This is a genomic window from Kribbella sp. NBC_01245, assembly GCF_036226525.1.
GTDB lineage: Bacteria > Actinomycetota > Actinomycetes > Propionibacteriales > Kribbellaceae > Kribbella.
Genome location: NZ_CP108487.1, coordinates 7,905,247 through 7,921,694, shown reverse-complemented (window position 1 = coordinate 7,921,694; position 16,448 = coordinate 7,905,247). Strand labels below are relative to the sequence as shown.

The 16,448-nt window shown below is 67.7% G+C and carries 17 protein-coding genes; 5 read left to right on the top strand and 12 right to left on the bottom strand.

Features of this window, described 5'->3' with window-relative positions; genetic code table 11:
• The first annotated feature begins 31 nt into the window (after positions 1-31).
• On the top strand, positions 32-1,000 hold the full coding sequence (locus OG394_RS36480) for a GNAT family N-acetyltransferase (protein WP_328991837.1): 969 nt from the start codon (positions 32-34) through the stop codon (positions 998-1,000).
• 121 nt (positions 1,001-1,121) lie between these two features.
• Positions 1,122-1,676, top strand: coding sequence for a hypothetical protein (locus OG394_RS36475; RefSeq protein WP_328991836.1), 555 nt, complete (start codon positions 1,122-1,124; stop codon positions 1,674-1,676).
• Positions 1,677-1,762: 86 nt separating this feature from the next.
• On the opposite strand, the gene OG394_RS36470 is transcribed toward OG394_RS36475, so the two are convergent.
• From OG394_RS36470 to OG394_RS36450, 5 genes are read right to left on the bottom strand one after another with little or no spacing between them, the layout of a single operon-like run.
• Positions 1,763-4,819, bottom strand: a complete 3,057-nt coding sequence (locus tag OG394_RS36470; RefSeq protein WP_328991835.1) for a UPF0182 family membrane protein — start codon at positions 4,817-4,819, stop codon at positions 1,763-1,765.
• The gene (locus OG394_RS36465) at positions 4,816-5,469 is read right to left on the bottom strand and encodes a PPA1309 family protein (RefSeq protein WP_328991834.1); all 654 of its coding nucleotides are present in this window, start codon (positions 5,467-5,469) and stop codon (positions 4,816-4,818) included. Before OG394_RS36465 ends, OG394_RS36470 begins: the two co-directional genes overlap by 4 nt.
• The gene (locus OG394_RS36460) at positions 5,457-6,494 is read right to left on the bottom strand and encodes a YlbL family protein (RefSeq protein ID WP_328991833.1); all 1,038 of its coding nucleotides are present in this window, start codon (positions 6,492-6,494) and stop codon (positions 5,457-5,459) included. The genes OG394_RS36465 and OG394_RS36460 overlap by 13 nt, the downstream gene beginning before the upstream one ends.
• The gene (locus OG394_RS36455) at positions 6,491-6,730 is read right to left on the bottom strand and encodes a hypothetical protein (RefSeq protein WP_328991832.1); all 240 of its coding nucleotides are present in this window, start codon (positions 6,728-6,730) and stop codon (positions 6,491-6,493) included. Before OG394_RS36455 ends, OG394_RS36460 begins: the two co-directional genes overlap by 4 nt.
• A 16-nt stretch (positions 6,731-6,746) precedes the next feature.
• Positions 6,747-7,175, bottom strand: a complete 429-nt coding sequence (locus OG394_RS36450; RefSeq protein ID WP_328991831.1) for a molybdenum cofactor biosynthesis protein MoaE — start codon at positions 7,173-7,175, stop codon at positions 6,747-6,749.
• A gap of 230 nt (positions 7,176-7,405) precedes the next feature.
• Here OG394_RS36450 and OG394_RS36445 point away from each other — a divergent pair, with 230 nt between their 5' ends.
• Together OG394_RS36445 and OG394_RS36440 are read left to right on the top strand one after the other, a co-directional pair.
• Positions 7,406-8,800 carry a zinc-dependent metalloprotease gene (locus tag OG394_RS36445; protein WP_328991830.1) on the top strand — a complete coding sequence of 465 codons (1,395 nt, stop codon included), beginning with the start codon at positions 7,406-7,408 and terminating at the stop codon, positions 8,798-8,800.
• Positions 8,797-9,345, top strand: coding sequence for an NUDIX hydrolase (locus OG394_RS36440; protein WP_328991829.1), 549 nt, complete (start codon positions 8,797-8,799; stop codon positions 9,343-9,345). Before OG394_RS36445 ends, OG394_RS36440 begins: the two co-directional genes overlap by 4 nt.
• 186 nt (positions 9,346-9,531) lie before the next feature.
• Here OG394_RS36440 and OG394_RS36435 read toward each other — a convergent pair whose 3' ends face one another.
• Complete coding sequence (locus OG394_RS36435; protein ID WP_328991828.1) at positions 9,532-10,140, bottom strand: DUF2064 domain-containing protein; 609 nt, start codon at positions 10,138-10,140, stop codon at positions 9,532-9,534.
• Positions 10,137-10,538 (bottom strand): winged helix-turn-helix transcriptional regulator, encoded by a 402-nt coding sequence (locus OG394_RS36430; RefSeq protein ID WP_328991827.1) that lies wholly within the window; start codon positions 10,536-10,538, stop codon positions 10,137-10,139. Before OG394_RS36430 ends, OG394_RS36435 begins: the two co-directional genes overlap by 4 nt.
• Before the next feature lie 103 nt (positions 10,539-10,641).
• Here OG394_RS36430 and OG394_RS36425 point away from each other — a divergent pair, with 103 nt between their 5' ends.
• A complete protein-coding gene (locus tag OG394_RS36425; protein ID WP_328991826.1) occupies positions 10,642-11,580 on the top strand; it encodes an NADP-dependent oxidoreductase in 939 nt (312 codons plus the stop codon).
• Here OG394_RS36425 and OG394_RS36420 read toward each other — a convergent pair.
• From OG394_RS36420 to OG394_RS36400, 5 genes are all read right to left on the bottom strand, one after another.
• Positions 11,554-12,201 carry a response regulator transcription factor gene (locus OG394_RS36420; protein WP_328991825.1) on the bottom strand — a complete coding sequence of 216 codons (648 nt, stop codon included), beginning with the start codon at positions 12,199-12,201 and terminating at the stop codon, positions 11,554-11,556. The genes OG394_RS36425 and OG394_RS36420 overlap by 27 nt on opposite strands.
• A 79-nt stretch (positions 12,202-12,280) precedes the next feature.
• Positions 12,281-14,227 (bottom strand): type IV pilus modification PilV family protein, encoded by a 1,947-nt coding sequence (locus tag OG394_RS36415; protein WP_328991824.1) that lies wholly within the window; start codon positions 14,225-14,227, stop codon positions 12,281-12,283.
• On the bottom strand, positions 14,224-14,823 hold the full coding sequence (locus tag OG394_RS36410; RefSeq protein WP_328991822.1) for a PilW family protein: 600 nt from the start codon (positions 14,821-14,823) through the stop codon (positions 14,224-14,226). Before OG394_RS36410 ends, OG394_RS36415 begins: the two co-directional genes overlap by 4 nt.
• The gene (locus OG394_RS36405) at positions 14,814-15,248 is read right to left on the bottom strand and encodes a type IV pilus modification PilV family protein (protein WP_328991820.1); all 435 of its coding nucleotides are present in this window, start codon (positions 15,246-15,248) and stop codon (positions 14,814-14,816) included. Before OG394_RS36405 ends, OG394_RS36410 begins: the two co-directional genes overlap by 10 nt.
• Entirely contained in the window at positions 15,245-16,447 is a 1,203-nt protein-coding gene (locus tag OG394_RS36400) for a type II secretion system F family protein (RefSeq protein ID WP_328991819.1), read from the bottom strand. The genes OG394_RS36405 and OG394_RS36400 overlap by 4 nt, the downstream gene beginning before the upstream one ends.
• Position 16,448: the final 1 nt, after the last annotated feature.

Here is a 16,448-nt window from a genome sequence, read left to right as displayed (position 1 = left end):
GCGAAAGCGTGGTCGGCGTACGTTCACGACTATGGCGTATCCGAACATCCGGCCGTTCGCGGCGGCCGATCTTCCTGCTGCCGCACGGCTTCTCGCTGACCGGCACGCGAAGCACCGTCGTACCAGTCCGTTGCTGTCGCCGAGATACGAGGACGAGGCAACTACTTTGGCCGAGGTCACCACGGTCTGGCAGTCCGAAGGCGCCTCAGGGGCCGTCGCGGTCGACGGGACTGAGGTCGTCGGCTACGTCCTCGGCGCTCCGAAGGCCTCGCCCGTCTGGGGCCCGAATGTCTGGGTCGAGGCCGCCGGCATGGCCGCGGGTGATGCCGAGACGATGCGCGACTTGTACGGCGTCGCTGCCACTCGTTGGTACGACGAGGGCAAGCTGGCGCACTACGCGCTCGTACCGTCCGACGACGTCGCGCTGGTCGACGCGTGGTTCCGCCTCGGCTTTGGTGCGCAGCACGCGCATGCGGTCATGGCGCCGCCTACCGAACCGCTGGTGGTGCCGGATGGTCTAGTCGTACGTCGAGCCGAGCGCGACGACATCGATGTCCTTGCGGAACTGGACCTCGCACTGCCCGCCCACCAAGGGTTGTCCCCCGTCTTCTCGGCCGGCCAGGTCGGAACGCTGGAGGAGGCTCGGAAGGAGTGGGAGGAGGACATCGACAGCGAGTACTACGCCAGCTTTGTCGCCGAGCACGATGGGCGCGTGATCGGATCGGCGATCGGTTGTCCGTTGGAGAAGTCGTCCACCCATGTCGGACTTGCCCGGCCGGATCACGCGGCGATTCTCGCTTTCGCGGCGGTCTTCCCGGATGCGCGCGGGTCGGGCGCCGGGCAAGCGTTGGCGCGAGCGGTCGGGAGTTGGGCTGCCGGCGATGGTTTCGAGGCGCTGGTGACCGACTGGCGGGTGACGAATCTGCTTTCCTCCCGGACCTGGCCGAAACTCGGCTATCGCGAGACGTTCCTCCGCCTGCACCGGCACCTCGGCTACTGATTCGCCCTTTGTCCACAGCCGAAAGTTGTCTGCGCACAGCTGACGGGATGACGGCACCTTCTCTGCACGGCGGTCCACCGGCATCGGGGCAGGTGGCCGCCAACTCGGAGGAGGTAGTGCCATGAGAATCAGTCCTCGTCGCCGTATTGTGACCGGCATCGTGCTCGGTGTGACCGTCTTCGCCGCCTTGGCAACCGGGCCGGTGGCTCCAGCATCAGCAGTCCCGCACTGGGCGCAGTCGAGTGCCCACCTATCGGAACCGGTGAGACCTTTGGACGGCTTCGCGATCACCCATCTGCCTGCGGGCCTCGGCTCGCCGAGCGACTTCGAGTACGAGTGGGAGGACGTCAGCTTCCATAGTCGGGTCTGGGAAACCGGGCCGGATCCCGAGGGTGCGACCAAGGTCGATCTGACCGTGAAGACCGTGCGCGGTGCCGGTATCACCGACCTCGAGGCGCTGCGCACATTCCTGACCGAGTACCACGAGAAGGATCCGGCCGACTGGAAGCTCACGGCCGTGCAGGTCGGGCCTTACAGCGGTTACACGGTCGACAACCAGGTGTTCTGGTTCCTCTCCCCCGGCCTGGCCGCCGAGGTGAGCATCGACCGCGACCGGTTCACCGAGGACGACCTCCTGCAAACCGCCGCCGGCTTCCGCCCGGAGACCAGCGCCTGACGCCGGCCCGGCCAACGAAGCAGCGACGCCCGGGAGACCTGCCGGTCTTGCGCAGGTTTCCCGGGCGTCGGGTGATCAGATGCTGCTCAGCCTCCTGATGGGGTGACCAGGGGCGGGGCCAAGGGGCGGCCGCCACTTGGTTGCGGGAATGGCGGCGGTACGGCGGCCGGGCCTCCCCCACCCGTCGGGGTGGACGGAGGTGCGGACGGCGTGGTGCCGCCACCACCCGTCGGGGTTGCCGTCGGATTGGGCGTGCCCGGGGTGGGCGGCGGCGTCGCGTTGTTGGCGCTGGTAGCCCGCGCGATGGCGGCCTGCGCCTTGCGGATCGCTGCCTGGTAGCCGGCCAGGTCGCCCTTCTTCAGTGCCGCGTCCGCCTCGACGAAGGCGGCTTGTGCCTCGGCGAGTGCTGCCTTGACGGTCTGGTTCTCCGGATCCGGATCCGGCTTCGGGTCGTTCGGGTCGTCGACGCCGGCGTTACCACTGAAGACCTTGTCGAGCGCCTCCTGCAGCGTCGTACCGAACGCCACCTTGTTACCGAAACCGACCAGGACGAACCGCAGCACCGGGTATGAACCTGAGGCCGCTGCCCGGCTGGAGTAGACCGGCTGGACATAGAGCAGACCACCGCCGACCGGGAGGGTCAGCAGGTTGCCGTATTCGGCGCGAGCGCCGGACGTCGGCCCGGTGTACGGCAACAGGGCCTGCCGGATCTGTTCGTTGGTCTGGAACTGGTTCGCCACCTGGCCCGGACCGTCGATCTGGTTGGTATCGGGCAATCGCAGGATCCGGAATTGGCCGTAGTCCTCGGAAGAGGCCTCGGCATCCACTGCCAGGAAGGAAGCGAGGTTATCCCGTTGGTTGGGCACATAGACCGAGGTCAGCGAGAATCTCGACTCCGTCTGATCCGGCATCCGCAGCGACAGGTAGAACGGCGGCTGCTTCCGCGCGTTCTCCGCGGCGCTGCCCTGGGTCGGGTCGACGGGGACGCGCCACAGGTCGCTGTTGGAGTACCAGGTGCCGGGGTTGGTCACGTGGTACTTCGCGAGCAGATCCCGCTGGACCTTGAACATGTCCTCCGGGTAGCGCAGGTGCGACATCAGTCCGGGCGAGATCTCCGAGCGCGGCTTGATCGTGCCCGGGAACGCCTTCGACCAGGTCTTCAGCAGCGGGTCCGACTCGTCCCAGCCATACAGGTCGACCGAGCCGTCGTAGGCGTCGACCACGGCCTTGACCGAGTTGCGGATGTAGTTGATGTCCTCACTGGCCTGCACGGCGACGGCGCCACGGTCGGTCAGCGCGTCATCGGTGCTGTCCTCCAGCGAGACCTTCTGCGAGTACGGGTAGTTCGCGCTGGTGGTGTAGCCGTCGAGGATCCAGACCACCCGGCCGTCGACGACCGCGGGGTACGGGTCACCGTCGACCGTCAGCCACGGCGCGGCCTTCTCGACCCGGTCACGCGGGTGACGGTCGAAGAGGATCTTCGAGGTGTCGGTGACACGACCGGACAGCATCACGTTCAGGTCGCGGAACTTGGTGGCGAAGAGCAGCTGGTTGAAGAACGAGCCGACCGGCACACCACCCTTGCCCTCGTAGTTGAACATCTTCGGCTGGTCGGTGGCCGAGCCCTCCGGGGTGTCCAGCTCGACCGGCGCGGCCTTGTTGCCACCGACGATCGAGTAGTCCGGAGACTGCTCGCCGAAGTAGATCCGGGGTTCGTAGGTACCGAGCTGGCTCTTCGGCGGGATGTCTTGCGAGGACCAAACCGGCTCACCTTCGGCATCGCGCTTGTTGCCGTCGGCCGAGACCACGCCGTAGCCGTGGGTGTAGACCGTGTGGTCGTTGTTCCAGTTGCGCTGGCCTTGCGGCAGGCCGCTGATCTGCACCTCGCGGACACCGATGACGGTGTCGACGACCTTCGTGCCGATCTTGTAGCGGTCCACGTCGAGCACTGCCGGGAACGCGTAGAAGCCACGGACCTGCTGGAGCTGCTCGAAGGCCGGGCCGACCACGCTCGGGTCGATCAGCCGGATACCGGGCAGCACCTCGGCGTCCTTGGCCAGCTGGTTCGGCGTGGTGTTGGTCGTCGCCGCGTAGGTGTCGACCTTCACATTCTCCAAGCCGTACGCCTGGCGCGTGGCGGTGATGTTCTTGGTGATGTACGGGCCTTCGCGGTCCGGCTCGCTCGGGCGAACCCGGATCTGCTGCAGTGCGGCCGGCCAGAGCGCGCCGAGCAGGACGGCCGACAGGATCAGCACGACGGTGCCGACACCGGGCAGCAGCCACGTCTTGCGCACGACGTTCGCGAAGAACAACCCGGCGCAGAGCAGGGCTATGACCGCGAGAATCTCCTTGCTGGGCAGGATCGCGTTGTCACCTGTGTAGGAGATACCTGTGAACAACCGGCTGTCCGTGGTGGTCTGGCCATACCGGTCGAGCCAGTAGCTGAAGGCCTTCAGCAGGACGAGCACACCCAGCAATACGGAGAACTGGACCTGCGCCGCAGCCGAGGCCTTCTGGCCCTTGGCCGACGGACGGAAGCCGCCGTACAGGTAGTGGGTGACGACGGCGGCGACGATCGACAGCAGCACGATCGAGTAGCCGAAGCCGAGCAGCACCCGCATCCACGGATAGTCGAAGACGAAGAACGAGATGTCCTTGCCGAAGTGCTGGTCGTTCACCCCGAACGGCGTGCGGTTGCGCCAGGCGAGGAAGACCTTCCACTCACCCGAGGCGGCCGAGCCACCGAAGACGAGCATCAACGCGGCCAGCACGCCGATGGTCAGTTTGCGGCGCAGCTGCAGCAGTTCGCCGTAGCGCTCGAAGCCCGGGCTGGGCGAAGGCGCGAGGGCGACCCGCGGCCGGGTGCGGTAGGCGATGATCACGTTCGCCACCACGGCGGCCGACATCAGCACACCGATCACCGCGAACAGCAGCACCCGGGTGCCGAGCACGGTGGAGAAGACCGAGCCGAGCTCGATCGACTTGTACCAGAGTCGCTGGGTCCAGATGTCGGTGAAGACGCTGAACAGGATCACCAACAAGACCAGCGTGGCGATGGTGGGCACCAGCGCCCTGGGCCGCTGGCCGGAGCCGCGCGGCGGTCGCCGACGCTCCTCCGGCATGTCGTATATGCCCTCGCTCATGCTTTTCTCTCCTCGTCGATGTACGACTCTTCACCCTCGGCCGACGGCGCGAAGGTCAGGGCCAGCACCTCGCACAGGGTCGGTACCAACTCGGTGCCGGTGAGCACCGCGGAATCCTCATCATGATTGCGCAACCGGACCGCGCCGAATCGTTCGCCGTCCCGCAGCACGCCGGCGACCATCCGGACCTCGTGCCGGCGCGGGTCGCTGCCGGCCATCCGGCGGATCTCCTCGTCACGTGCCTCGGCGCCCTCGGGCAGGTCCTCCTCGACCGTGGCGGGCAAGACGATCCGCTCAACGGCGACGGCACAACCGCTCACGCTCTCGGGCCATTCGATCCCGGCCAGCGCTTCGGCCAGGTGGTCATCGTCCATGCCGTCAGGAAGATCGCCCTGGGCGACCGGCGTCAACGGCGACGAAGCCGGGTCGACGCCGAGCTGGTCGGCCAGGCCCGGCTCGGCGGCCAGCAGCTCCGCGGTCGGCACCAGGGCGAACAACTGCACCGGCTGGTCCCAGCCGGAGCCACTGACATGGCGCTCGATCTCGACCACGGCATCGGCCAGCGCCCGTGCCTCGGCACCGAGCGAGACCGGATCGGGGTCGACGGTTGGGCGGGCGGCGTCGTCCGCGGGTGGGACTACGGGGTGCATGCGGGGACGTCTCCACTTCCCTTGGCGAGTGCGGTGAGGGCGGTGACGGCCTGATGCAGAGTCTCGACCTTCACCAGCTGGATGCCGTCGACACCGGCGTGCAGGGCGGCATCGCAGTTCGACCCCGGCACCAGGAACACGGTCGCACCGGCATTGCGGGCACCCGCGATCTTCTGCTGGATACCGCCGATCGGGCCGACCTGTCCGAGTGCGTCGATGGTGCCTGTGCTGGCGACGTGTTTGCCGGCCAGCAAGCCACCAGGTGTCAGCTTGTCGTAGATGGCCAGGGCGAAGGCCAGACCCGCGCTGGGTCCGCCGATGTCCTGGCCGAGGTTGACGGTGACCTTGACCGGCGAGTCGACGCCGACCGAGATACCGACCATCGGGCGGTTGGGGTCGCCCGGCGTGGCCGCCGCCTTCACGGTGATGCTCTGTTCCGTGCCGCTGCGGCGGATGCCGAAGACGACCGCGTCGCCGACCTTGTTCTTCCGGACCAGCTCACCCACCTGCGGGACCTTGGTCGCGGCAACGCCGTCCACAGTGAGGATCACGTCGTTCGGCTTGAGTTTGCCGTCGGCCGGGCTGCCCTTCGACACCGTCGAGACCTTCGGGTGGAACGGCACGTCGGCCTCTTGCAGAGCGGCCGCGACGGCGCTGTCCTGCGAGCCGGTCATCTCGGCCGTGCTCTCCTGCTCGGCCTCGTCGGCGGTCTGCTCCGGCGGATAGATCACGTCACGCGGGAACAGGTCGCGATGTGGGTCGAGCCAGTTGCGCATCGCCTGCGGCAAAGTCAGGTCGCGGCCCGGGGAGGTCACCGAGACCGTGGTCAGGTCGAGCCGGCCGTCGGTCGGGAAGGTCGCATACCCCTTCACCTCGATGACGGGCTGGTTCTTGGCCTGGCCGAGAGTGTCCTTGACCGGGCCGGGACTGAAGGAGACGAAGTTCACCGGGAAGAGCGACACCAGGCCGAGGGTGAGAACCAGGGTGACGATCGAGGTGACCAACGTGGCGGTACGACGTGTCACGACCCCTGCCCCACGATCGGATTGTCCTTACTACGACGGCCGAACAGCCCGCGCTTGACCGGGGTGGCCTGCGGGCCGGGCGCCATCATGGCCTCGCTGAACCGGCGGAAATCGTCCACCGACGCGAAGGCACCACCGGACCGGCGAGGTCCGCGGCCACGGCCACGCCAGGCCGCCCAGCACATCGCGAGCACGGTGGCGATCACGGGGAACGCCAGCCAGGCCAGTACCTTCATGCGCCCAGCGTACGGGTCAGCAAGCGCCGACCCACTCGGTCGCACCATCGGAGAAGCGTTGGTGTTTCCAAATCGGGACCTTGGCCTTCAGGTCGTCGATCAACCGGCGGCTCGCCTCGAAGGCCGCGTCGCGATGTGCCGCGGACACCCCGACGATCACCGCGGCGTCGCCGATGGCCAGATCACCGGTGCGGTGGATGGCGGCCAGCGCGATCACCCGGGAGTCGGCGGCGATCTCCTCGGCGACCTCGCGCAGTCGCGCCAGGGCGTCCGGGTGGGCCTCATAACCGAGCGCGTCGACCGACTGGTCGTGGTCGTGGTTGCGGACCGTGCCGATGAACAACGCGGTGCCACCGGCGGCCGGATCCGCGATCGCGGCCAGCACCTCGTCCGCGGACAGCGCCTCCGCACGGATGTCGAGCAGCCTGATCACCGTCTGCGTCATCTGCCTGCTCCCTTCGGCGAGCTGGACGAACTGGCTGGACTGACTAGCTGGACTAGCCGGCTGGACGAACCGGTCGACGATATTGCGTCTACCTGAATCTTCACTGAGATCTTCTCTCAGTTCTTCGCCCAGAGAAGAACCGTACGCGGTGGGCAGTACGTTAGGAGGTGTAGCCCCGGACCGCAGGCAGCAGCCGGCCACGTAGAGGTAAGAGCAGAAAGGCCCGACCGATGAGCGACGAACCGGACAACCCGTTCAAGGGAACTCCGTTCGAGGCCATGTTCCAGCAGTTCTCCGCCGGTCAGGCCGGCCAGGGCGGTATGCCCGACCTGAACGCGATCTTCCAGCAGGTGCAGCAGCTGCTGAGCGGTTCGGCCGACGGCAAGCCGGTGAACTGGGACCTCGCCAAGGACATCGCCCGTAAGACCGCGGCCGCCGCCGGAGACCGGTCGATGACGGCCACCGACCAGGAGCAGGTGGCTGACGCCGTCCGGCTGGCGGAGCACTGGCTCGACCCGGTCACCACCCTGCCCGAGGCCTCGGCCACCTCCGCCGCGTGGAGTCGCGCGGAGTGGATCGAGAACACCCTGCCGGTCTGGCAGACGCTCGTGGATCCGGTCGCCGAGCACGTCGCGGGTGCGATGGGCAGCGCGCTACCGGCCGAGGCCCAGCAGCTGGCCGGGCCGATGGCGGGCATGATGCGTCAGCTCGGCGGCTCGATCTTCGGTGCCCAGGTGGGTCAGGCACTCGGTGAGCTGGCCGGCGAGGTGGTCAGTGCGGGCGATATCGGCCTGCCGCTCGGCCCGGTCGGTCAGGCCGTGCTGGTGCCGGACAACATCGCCAAGTTCGCCGAAGGTCTGGGCCTGACCGACGAGGACGTCCGGCTGTATCTCGCTCTTCGCGAGTGCGCGCATCAGCGACTTTTCGCCGGTGTGCCGTGGCTGCGGCAGCACCTGCTCGCCACTGTGGCCGACTACGCCGCGGGGATCGAGGTCGACCCGGGCAAGATCGAGCGCGCGATGGCCGACGTCGACATGCAGAACCCGGAGGCCATGCAGGCCGCGCTCGCCGACGGCCTGTTCGAGCCGGAGGACTCCGAGCAGCAGAAGGCGGCGCTGGTCCGGCTCGAGACCGCGCTCGCGCTGGTCGAGGGCTGGGTCGACGATGTGGTCCGCGAGGCCACCAAGGACCGGATGCCGGCCGCGGTGCAGCTCGCCGAGACCGTGCGGCGGCGCCGGGCCGCGGGTGGTCCGGCCGAGCAGACCTTCGCCACCCTGGTCGGGCTGCAGTTGCGGCCGCGCCGGTTGCGCGACGCCGCCAACCTGTGGGCGGCTGTGCGCGACGCCCGGGGTATCGAGGGTCGCGATGAGCACTGGTCCCACCCGGACTTGTTGCCCACGGCCACCGACCTGGACGACCCGATCGGTTTCGCCACCACGTCCGGTCAGGCCGCTGAGCTCGACATCGATATCAGCGACTTCTTCGACGAGAACGACCGCAAGGGTCTCGACGGCGAGGCGACTAGCCCGGAAGGCACAACTCCGGAGGGCAAGTCGGAGGGCGGCACCCCGGGCGAGGATGGCGACAACACGGACGAGGGCAAGCCGGACGGCCCGACTCGATGACCTGGCCGCTCCACGCGGACGCGGTCGACGTACTCACCCGGTGGGCGGCACCTGACACCGAGCAGGGCCGACTCCGGGAGTACTACCTGCACCACCTCGCGACGTACGACGATGCCATGACGCGGGCGCGGTTGCCGGAGCATCTGACCGCCTCCGCGCTCGTCGTGGATCAGGCCGGCGAGCGGGTGTTGTTGACCCTGCACGGCAAGATCCACCGCTGGCTGCAACTCGGTGGGCATTGCGAGCCGGGTGACGAGACGCTCGCGGGTGCGGCGTTGCGCGAGGCAACCGAGGAGTCCGGCCTGCCCGGTCTGGCCATCGGGGCCGAGCCGTTGCTGTTGTCCCGGCATCAGGTTCGTTGCGGCGGCCGGGACGACGCGTACCACCTGGATGTGCAGTATCTGGTCCGTTCGGGTGCCGACGAGGCGTTCGTGCTGAGTGCCGAGTCGAAAGACCTGGCCTGGTTCCCGATCGGGCAGCTTCCGGCCGGGATCGACGACAGTGTCGCGGAGCTCACCCGGACGGCCCGGCTGCTCGTCAACTGATCGATGGCGAATCCGGCGATAACGGGCCAGGTCCCCTGAGCCATCGCCGCAAGCGTCTGCCGATATCACCGCCCCTGAACGGCACCGGCAGGCGCCCCGGCGACGATGGCCAGGATCTGTCCCGTTGATCAGTCAAACGAGCCTGGCGGCGGAAGGTTACCCAGTCAGCAAATATCCGGACAGCCCTTACCCGGACAGCATCGAGCGGGTCACGTCCCAGCCCTCGAGTCCCGGGTCCAGCCGCGCGATGTCCGCGAGCCCCTGCAACCGGTGCCAACCCGGCCCGACGCCCACCGCGTGCCGCCGGGGCTTGACCACCTCCAGCTCGGCGAGGCGCGTCCCGAATCCAGGCGAGAACGCCTCGACCCACTCAGCCGTCGGCCGGTTGACCCCGATGGCCGCCAGCGTGCCATCGGTCGCCGGGCAGACGGCGATATCGGCCGAACCGAGCGCCCGGAAGAGCTTGCCGACGAGGAGACCCGGCAGGTCCGGCACGTCGTGGCTGACCGCAACCACCGCGGCCGCCGTACCGGCTTGTTCGATCGCGGAGAGCACCGGGCGATCGGGATCGGCCGCGTAAACCGGTGTGCCCGGCCAGGTCAGGGCCGCAATCTCCGCGAGTGCCGCCGCGTCAGCGCCTACAACAGCCACTGCGACCTCAACCCGGTCCAAGCCGGCCAAGACCTCGTACGTGTCTTCGGCCAGCGCAAGTCGCCAGGCCTCGGGGTCGCGACCGGGTGGGGCCCAGTCCCCTGACGCCGGCACCACCAGCACGACCACCCTGCGATCTGTCATGTGGCCGCATTCGCGTCATAGGCGGCACGGGCCTCGGTAACCGCGTCCATGTTGGTCTCGGCCCAGCCCTTGATGCAGCTGATCAGTGGCATCAGGCTCATCCCGAGCTCGGTCAGTTCGTAGTCGACTCGCACAGGCACTGATGGTGTCACCTGTCGCGTGATCAGGCCGTCGCGTTCCAGGGATCGCAACGTCTGCGTGAGCATCTTCTGGCTGACCCCGGCGATGCGGCGGCCCAGATCCGAGTAGCGCTGGGGCCCATCCGCCAACGCGGGCAGGATGAGCGTCACCCACTTGTCGCTGATCCGATCGACCAGCTGGCGGGCCGGGCACGACGCGAGATAGGCGTCGTACGACCGGGCGGCCTCTTCGCGGAGCTGCGCGGCGGTACGGGTCATGGCTCTCCTCGGAGTTCGGTAGGCACTCGAAAGTGCGTACTTCCCAGCAGAGAGCAACTCTCCCACAGTGATAAGGCCAAGCACTCAAGAGGGAGAGACGAATATGCGCGCACTGGTGTCCCGACGGCTCGAAGGCCCCGAGTTGATCGAGGCAGACCTGCCGGAACCAGCAGCCGGCCAGGTCCGGATCAAGGTCGGGGCCGCCGGGGTCAACCCGGTCGACCTCGCCGCGACCGATGGCACCCTGCTCACGTATGGCATCACGGCACCACGCGAGCAGTTCGGCCTGGGCTGGGACGTCGCCGGCACGATCGACAGCGTCGGCGCGGACGTCGACCTCACACCGGGCACGCCCGTCATCGGGGTAGCGGACCTCCTCGGCCGTTCCCTGAAGACGCACGCCGAGTACGTCGTACTGGATGCCGACGCCGTCGCAAAAGCCCCACGCGACCTACCAGCGGCCGAGGCCTCCACCTTCGGACTGAACGCCCTCACCGCTCTGCAGGCGTACGACGCTCTGAGCCTCACCAAAGGCCAGACGGTACTTGTGACGGGTGCAGCCGGCGGCGTCGGCGGATACGCGGTAGAGCTCGGCAAACACCTAGGCCTGACAGTCATCGCCACAGCGAGTGACACCGACGAGAGCGACGTACGCGCGATGGGGGCGGACCACTTCGTCCCACGCTCCGCAGACCTCGCGACCGCCGTACGGGCCGAATTCCCGCAAGGCGTCGACGGCCTCGTAGACGCGGCAGTCATCGGCGTGGCGGCTCAGGAGGCTGTACGAACCAACGGCGTCCATGCCCATGTAGTAGCCGGCACTCCCCCCACCCCTCTGCGCGGCATCGACGTTCACCCCATCTTCGCGGCAGCCAACCGCAAGCAGCTGGACCAACTAGTCGCCCTGGTAGAAGCCAACGTGCTCAGCACCCGTGTCGCAGCCACCTACCGGCTGGAAGATGCCGACACCGCCTACAAGCACCTAGCCCAAGGCGGTGTCCGCGGACGCGTCGTTCTACACCTGGAGCTCGGTAGCGAGTAGGCCGAGGCGCATCGCGGCCATGATCGCCTGCGCCCGATTGGAGGCGCCGAGCTTCTCGTACAGCCTGGCCACGTAGGTCTTGGCGGTCGAGGTGCTCACCGAGAGGGCGTGGGCGATCGCGCGCACCGACAGCCCCTGGCCGAGTAGGCGCAAGACCTGGGTCTCCCTGGGACTCAGCAGCGGCCCGGTGGCATGTTGCTCCCGCCGGGCCACGGCCGGAGCCAGGTCGGTCGCCGTGAACGAGGCCGCCGCGACCGCCGCATGCCGGATGGCCGCGAGCAGTTCCGTGGTGGGCGCGCTCTTGCTGACGAAGGCGGAGACGCCGGAGTCGAGCGCACGGAAGAGCATGTCGTCCCGCCCGCCCGTGGCCAGCAGGACCAGGCCGAGCTCGGAATACCTCCCGCGCAGTTCGCGAGCCACGCCGAGGCCGTCCGCGTCCGGCAGCACCGCGTCCAGTACGACGACGTCCGGCCGCGCGGAGGCCACCATCGGCGCCGCCCGCGCCCCGAACCCCGTCTCTCCCACGATCTCGATATCCGGCTCGCTGCCGACCAGTCGGTGTAACCCGTATCTGGTGAGTGTCTGGCCATCGACGACGATGACCCTGACCGCCTGCCCCATTTCCACCCCTACCCCTCCGGGGGCCACGTTACGGAGCCGGGCGGTCTCGGTATAGGGCAACTGTCAAGGAAAGTAGTGGCTATCCGGGTCGCCACCAGCTGAGAACGCTTACCCGCCTCGCACCGGGATCAGGACGGGCCGGATCGGCGTCGATGAGCGCCACTTTGGCCCGCAGTACGGGTTGTCCCGACGGCAGACACAGCAAGGCGTTCGGGCAGCGATAGACGCTCAGATACACCGCGAACGTGAAACCCGGCGAGTCGCCCGGCACTGAGATCACCGGACCGGCGCCAGTGCCCGAGCGGCGCAACCACAACGACCGGGCGATCACCCCGGCCCGGAAGGCCGAACCATTCCCGACATCCAGGACGGCGTCCGGCGCGTAGGCCGTTCCCTTGATCCGGACCTGATCTCCGGCGACCAACGCGCACCCGGGTGAGCCCGCGGCGGCGGTGTAAGGGCCCATCGTGAGGCAGCCGCTCACGGCACGAAAGGCCGGTTTGGTGTACGTCAGCTCGAGCTGGATCGCATCGATGTCCTCGGTATCACCGGCCGCCGCGAGCGTTGTCGTGACGGCGATCGTGGCACCACCGAACGTGCCGTCGTGGATGGCCTTCGCCAACGTGCCGATCCGGTCCGGGTCCAAGGGGATGACGTCCGTCCGGAACGCCGTACCGCCTGGGCCTCCCATCACCGAGGCGCTGAGGTTGGGCCCGGTACTGGTGGCCACCGAGATGTCCAGCTGCTCGGATTCAGGCGCGCTGTGCCGGTGGGTGAGGCGTACGGCGGCCGACTGCAACACCGAACCAGGCGGGATCGCCCCTGCCTGGCCGAAGCCGTTGACGGTCAGCACAGCCGTATCCCCAACCGTCGCGCTCCTCCAAGTCGCCGCCACTCCGTCAACGTTGGCGAGCCTGCTAGGTGTGGCAGAGAGTCCGAAGTCGCCCAGGAGCGCAACGCCCGTTGGTTTGAGCAGGACGGACGTGTCGGATTCACTGCCACTGCCAAGCCCGTACAGCGCTATAGGCGGTTCCGTCGTCGAGTAGGTGCCACAGAGGTCTAGAGCCGCGCCTTCGATCTTCAGCCGACTACTACCGCCAAAGATGAACTGAGCTCCCGGAGCCGACGTGTCGATGGTCGGGTCGATACACGTGGTTCCAGACCGCGTGCCCGCGACTACCCGGCCACTGCCGACAGTCCACTCATTCGCCACCGCTGGCAGCAGTGGGTTCGCATTGGGCCCACTGTTGTGGAAATCGAAGTAGTAGGCGCCGGGCTTGAACCACCAAGTGCTGCTATGGCAAGGGCTGGCACTACTCATCATGCTCGACAGTGCGACCGCATCGTCGTAATAGCCCGGCTGGAAGGTCACAACCGAGCCCGGCGTCGTACAGCCCGGCAACACGGCTTTAGCCGGCGCAGACGACAACGAAGGTGAGTAGCCGGGGTCATCGCCTCGAGGGTTCAGGACGGACCCGTAGTCGCAAACAGCCGAAAGTATGGTCCCTGCACAGGAAGAACGGGCCCAAAGACCTCCAACAGCCCGTAGCTCCCCCGCAGGCACGTCGATGCCGGCGTTCGAGAAGACCGGCCCGTCGACCGAGAGGACGGACCCCGGCGGCTGTACGACGTGGAGCCCGTCATCGGCCGTCGTACCGCGGGTGAGGATCGCGTTCAGTGGTTTGTTGCAGGGCGACCCGCACTGGAACACAGCGCCGAGTGAATCCGCCGAACAGCTCACTGCCGCCGAGCGAAGACCATTGAAGGCGGGAAAGCTCAACGAATCACTCAGACCGAAGCAGAGCTGCCCGGGCGCGTTCCGAAACGAGCTGTTGCGGAGGTTGTTGATCGCCGCCTGCATGGCCGCCTCCGCCTCGTACGTCGCGACAGCCTGCTCCCGGAGCGCGGCCGTCGCCCGGATGGACGCGTCCGACCGGCTCAGCAAAGCGCCGAGCCCGATCGAGATGATCGTGATCGTCACGAGGACCAGCAGCAGACTCGAGCCGCGCTCATCCCGGCGCCTCACGACTGCCGCCTCTGCCCGACGAGCGTGACCGGGTGATCCGTCCCGCTGACGAACCGCAGGGTGATCCGCTCGGGCACGGCAAGAGCCTCACAAGGAGTAGAACAACTCACGGCCACGCTGCCCGATTGAACCTTGTGTGCCACCACTACATCCGTCACAGGCGTAGTCGCCGGCCCACGGCACACCGCCCGGTGCAAGTCGCCCGAAGCGAGGTAGTAGACGACCACGTCAGTACGCCGGACGGGAGGATCCACCGACACGTCCCAGCTGTCCGAGAACAACCGCACGGCCGCAGCCGGCAGTGGCCCGCAGACGATGCTCGAGACCGCCAAAACGTCCACAGACTGCTTGAACGGTAAGGACCCTCCAGGCACGGCCGCGCCGTAGTCCCGCAGCCCGACCGACGCGACATCGCGCGCGAAGTACGCCGACGCCAGCCGCGCATCGTCCGTACGGTCCATCCGCTCGGAGGTCGCCGTCATCTGTTTCAAGGCGCCGATCAACAGGTCCGCCAACGGCAACGTCACCACGCCCATGATCGCGATCGTGACCAGCAACTCCAGCATGGTGAAACCTCTGTCACCCTTCACCCGCATAACGGGTCCTCCACCCGGCAGGGCTTCCGTAGCACCAGATCCAGCCGTTCCTCCACCCGCCCGTCCTGGCTCACCACGGACACGCGCAGCCGCTGCAACCCCTGGTCCGGCAGGCAAAGCGGCAGCCAGAGCAGCCCCGTCCAGAACTGCACCGACCCCGGCACCACCCGCGCGGTGAATCCGGCCGGCGGCGTGAACCCCGGTACGGCGTACGTCGTGGCACAGGTCGTGTAGTGGCCGTCGGCAACGTATTCCTGCAACGCCTCGGCGTAGTCCCGCACGGTCAGAGCGGCCGTCGCCTGTTTGCGCTGGGTGTCCGAGATCGTGATGGTCGTCGCCACTCCCGCCATCAGCGCGACCACGGCCACCCCCATCAACGCGATCGCGATCATCAGTTCCAGCAGGCTCTCGCCACGCTCGTTCATTGCACCTGCCGGAAGATCCCGTACATCGCCGAGACCAGCGCGATCGCGACGAACCCGACCACGCCGCCCATCAGCAGGATCACGGCCGGTTCGAACAACCCGATCAGCTTCTTCAGTTTGTGGTCCAGTTCGCTCTCGTAGAACTCGGCGGTGACCACCAGTTGGGCCTCCAACGTGCCGGTGTCCTCGCCGACGCGGATCATCTGCCCGGCGGCACCCGGGAACAACCCGGTCGCCGCGAGCGGCCGCGCCAGTCCCTCACCTTCGAGCAAGGCCTCGCCGACGCGGGACAGCGACCGGCGGTAGACCAGGTTCGGCAACGACCCGGTCGCGACCCGCAACGCCTCGGGCAGTTGCACCCCGGCCGACACCATCGACGAGAGGATCCGGCAGAACCGCTCGATCAACGCGAACCGCACTGTCTTACCGACCACCGGAAGGGACAGGAAGACGCGGTCGCGCAGGTATCGCCCCGGGATGGTCCCGATCACGACGGCAAGCACGAGTACGACGAGCCCGGTCCCGGCCATCAAGGCCCACCACCAGGTCGTCAGGAAGTCCGTGAACCCGAGCAGGATCCTCGTCGGCAACGGCAGATCCGCCCCGAGCCCGGCGAAGAAGTCCTTGAACCGCGGCAGCACGAACCCGGCCAGCACGATCATCGTCACCAGCGACATCCCCGCCACCACGCTCGGATAGATCAGCGCCTGCTTGATCTTGCGCCGGGCCTCCAGATCGCGTTCGAGATAGGCCGCGAGCTGGGCCAGCACGGTGTCGAGGCGTCCGCTCAGCTCGGCCGATCGCAGGATGCCCCGGTAGTACTCGGGAAAGACGCGCGGATGCCGATCGAGGCAGTCCGAGAGTTTCTCGCCATCACGTAACCCGTCCTCGACCGCGATCAGCATGCGTCGTACGGCGAGATTGTTCGCGTCCTTTGCCAGACTCTGCACGGCCTCGGTCAGCGGCAGCCCGGCCCGGACGAAGGCCCCGAGCTGACGCGAAAGGTGCATCACCTCCTCCCGCTTGACCCGTCGCGCGGTCAGCTCCAGTTGCAACAGCCCGGGCTTCTCGGTGACCCGGATGTCGCGCAATTCCCTTTCGTACAAGGCGAGTTCGGCATCCTCACGACTCTCGGCCCGGGTCGTGCCGCGGGCGGCGTTGCCCGAGGCATCGATTGCGACGTACGAGTATCTGGTCAAC